The sequence below is a fragment of the Flavobacterium sp. genome (assembly GCF_031422135.1).
In the GTDB taxonomy this organism is placed as follows: domain Bacteria; phylum Bacteroidota; class Bacteroidia; order Flavobacteriales; family Flavobacteriaceae; genus Flavobacterium.
In genome coordinates, this window is sequence record NZ_JANOQD010000029.1 from 1 (window position 1) to 2,185 (window position 2,185).

The window sequence follows — 2,185 nt, forward strand, 5'->3', positions numbered from 1 at the left end:
ATATTATGCTTGTGCAATAAAGTTTTTTGATAGTTTATAATATATTTAAATATATGTTACAAAATATTAAGATTCATTATAATATTGTTAATGTAGAATATTTTCTTTTGCGTTTCTGTCGCTCGAAGGTTGCACACAACGTCCCGTGGCTTGGCGTCAGTTGGGGCGTATCAAAAAACAACTTAATAAATAAACCTAAAACTTTAGACAATGAATAAACTAAATAAACAAACACCTAACCCCCAATTGCGCCAAACCGCTGTTGGCAGATGGTTTTTTATTTTCCTAATAGTTTAGGTAAATAATCCAACGCTAATGGATCACGGTCTTTGAAATAATTATTTGCATTTTCTGGAATCCATTTTTCAAAAACAAATTTTCTGAAAGTTGGCAAAACTTCAATCGGATACATTCTTGCTTGAACGTCATCTCGATTATCTGGGAATGAATGTTCGTAATATTTGTGAGTTCCTTCAAATGGCGAATCTGTTTTCTTTAAATAATTTGAGAATATCATACCAACTGATATGTCTGGGTACATTCCTTGTCCTTTTATTCCTTTGTCTGGTATTTCATACCCTACTTTGTCAAGCTCTGCATTTAAAGTAACAAAAAGCTCACTTATTACTGAAAAGTAATTTCGGTCAATTTTGTGAAGATTGTCTTTATATCTTAAATAGAAATTAGGTAATTGCGTTCTGTCAATTTTTCCATAGTATCCTTTTTTTCGTATTGATGGGACTACTTCCTCAAAAAGCCACGTTTCAAAAGCCTCAGCAGCTGGTAATTGTGACCTAAAAATTAATCGATAAACATTAGGCTCATTTATAATAGTCATTTCTTGAATTCCACTGTTTGTAGGGATGCCCTGTTTCAGGGTACCCTTACTTTTGCAATGAGTGTTTATGGCGTTACTTGGTTTTGCATAACCTAATGTTTTGGCAACGTCAGATGCAACAAACCAAATCTCACCGTCAATTTCGACCGTTCTAATTTCGTTTAACATTTTTTCTTCTGGGCTTTCAAATTTGAATACAGATAATTGCATATTTATATTTTATTCGTTATTTTTACTACTGTTTTGGTAAACTATCTGCCAACGTCTCGTGGCTTGGCGTCAGTTGGGGATTTGGTTAGCCAAATGTATCGAATAAAAAACCAACTTCCAAGTACAAAACCAACTTTAAAGTTAGCCTAAAACCCCAATTGCGCCAAACCGCTGTTAGTGGCAGTTTTTATTTGAAATTATATTTTGTTTTAATTTTTGAAACTAAATCTTCAATTTCAGTTTCATACTTAACATAAATTGTTTCTTCACTGATATTTGATTCTTTAACATAATCTAAAAAGTATTTTTTACGGTCAGCTGGAATAATATATTTTATTAATCTATTTTTTATATGTACTTGTTCTTCAAGTGCTAACAATGATTTACTATAATCTTGAATAGTAAATTTTCCTTCTTGAAAAGCTCTTCTCTGTTCTGCAATTTTATCTTTGTGTTTTTCATCGATGTAAAAACTGCTATTTGATATTAAATCTAGATTCTTTTCAAAAGGATTAACTTCAAAATGTTCATCACATTTCCAAGTAAGTGGACTTTTAAAAGCCCAAAACTGCGCATCATCTTCAAAATTACTTTCTACAGCAAAATAAAGAGCAACTTTTGCGTATGTTGTCCAATCGAGAAGTCTTGTCGGAAGTCTGTAATGTTGAATTTGCTCAAGCCATCTCCAATTATTTTCATAATCTAGATTTTCTGAGTTTAGCTGAATAAATTTGTCTGGATTTTTGGATTGATTTACTAAATCTTGAAAATCTTTTAAAATATTAGTTTCAAGTGATATAATATCATTACTTGTTTTTGCATATCGCGAAATTCCGGATTTTAACTCGTAAGAATTTTTCGATTGTCCACGAAATAGTTCCCAATAACTTTCAAATATAGTTCCTCCTCTTAATTCAGAAACGATATTATCAAAATCAGTTGTTGTAACAATAATTTTATCTTTCATAATTTACGATTTTTTGTAAAATTGCCACTAACGTCTCGTGGCTTGCTGTCAGGTTGGGATTAGATAAGCCAAATGTATAAATTTATGACTGAACTTCCAAGTACAAAACCAACTTTGGAGTTTGCCCGAAAGCCCAACTTGCAGCAAACCGCTGTTGTGTGCCAGCCTTT

At 31.9% G+C, this 2,185-nt stretch carries 2 protein-coding genes; both read right to left on the reverse strand.

The window, feature by feature from the left end; all coding sequences use genetic code 11:
* Window positions 1-277: 277 nt before the first annotated feature.
* The gene (locus RMO70_RS04340; RefSeq protein WP_310555194.1) at window positions 278-1,048 is read right to left on the reverse strand and encodes a Bro-N domain-containing protein; all 771 of its coding nucleotides are present in this window, start codon (window positions 1,046-1,048) and stop codon (window positions 278-280) included.
* A gap of 187 nt (window positions 1,049-1,235) precedes the next feature.
* On the reverse strand, window positions 1,236-2,015 hold the full coding sequence (locus RMO70_RS04345) for an FRG domain-containing protein (RefSeq protein ID WP_310555195.1): 780 nt from the start codon (window positions 2,013-2,015) through the stop codon (window positions 1,236-1,238).
* Window positions 2,016-2,185: the final 170 nt, after the last annotated feature.

Excerpts from the sequence above, each read along its gene's own strand:
- RMO70_RS04345 (WP_310555195.1), bottom strand. The coding sequence starts at position 2,015 with ATGAAAGATAAAATTATTGTTACAACAACTGATTTTGATAATATCGTT.
- RMO70_RS04340 (WP_310555194.1), bottom strand. The coding sequence starts at position 1,048 with ATGCAATTATCTGTATTCAAATTTGAAAGCCCAGAAGAAAAAATGTTA.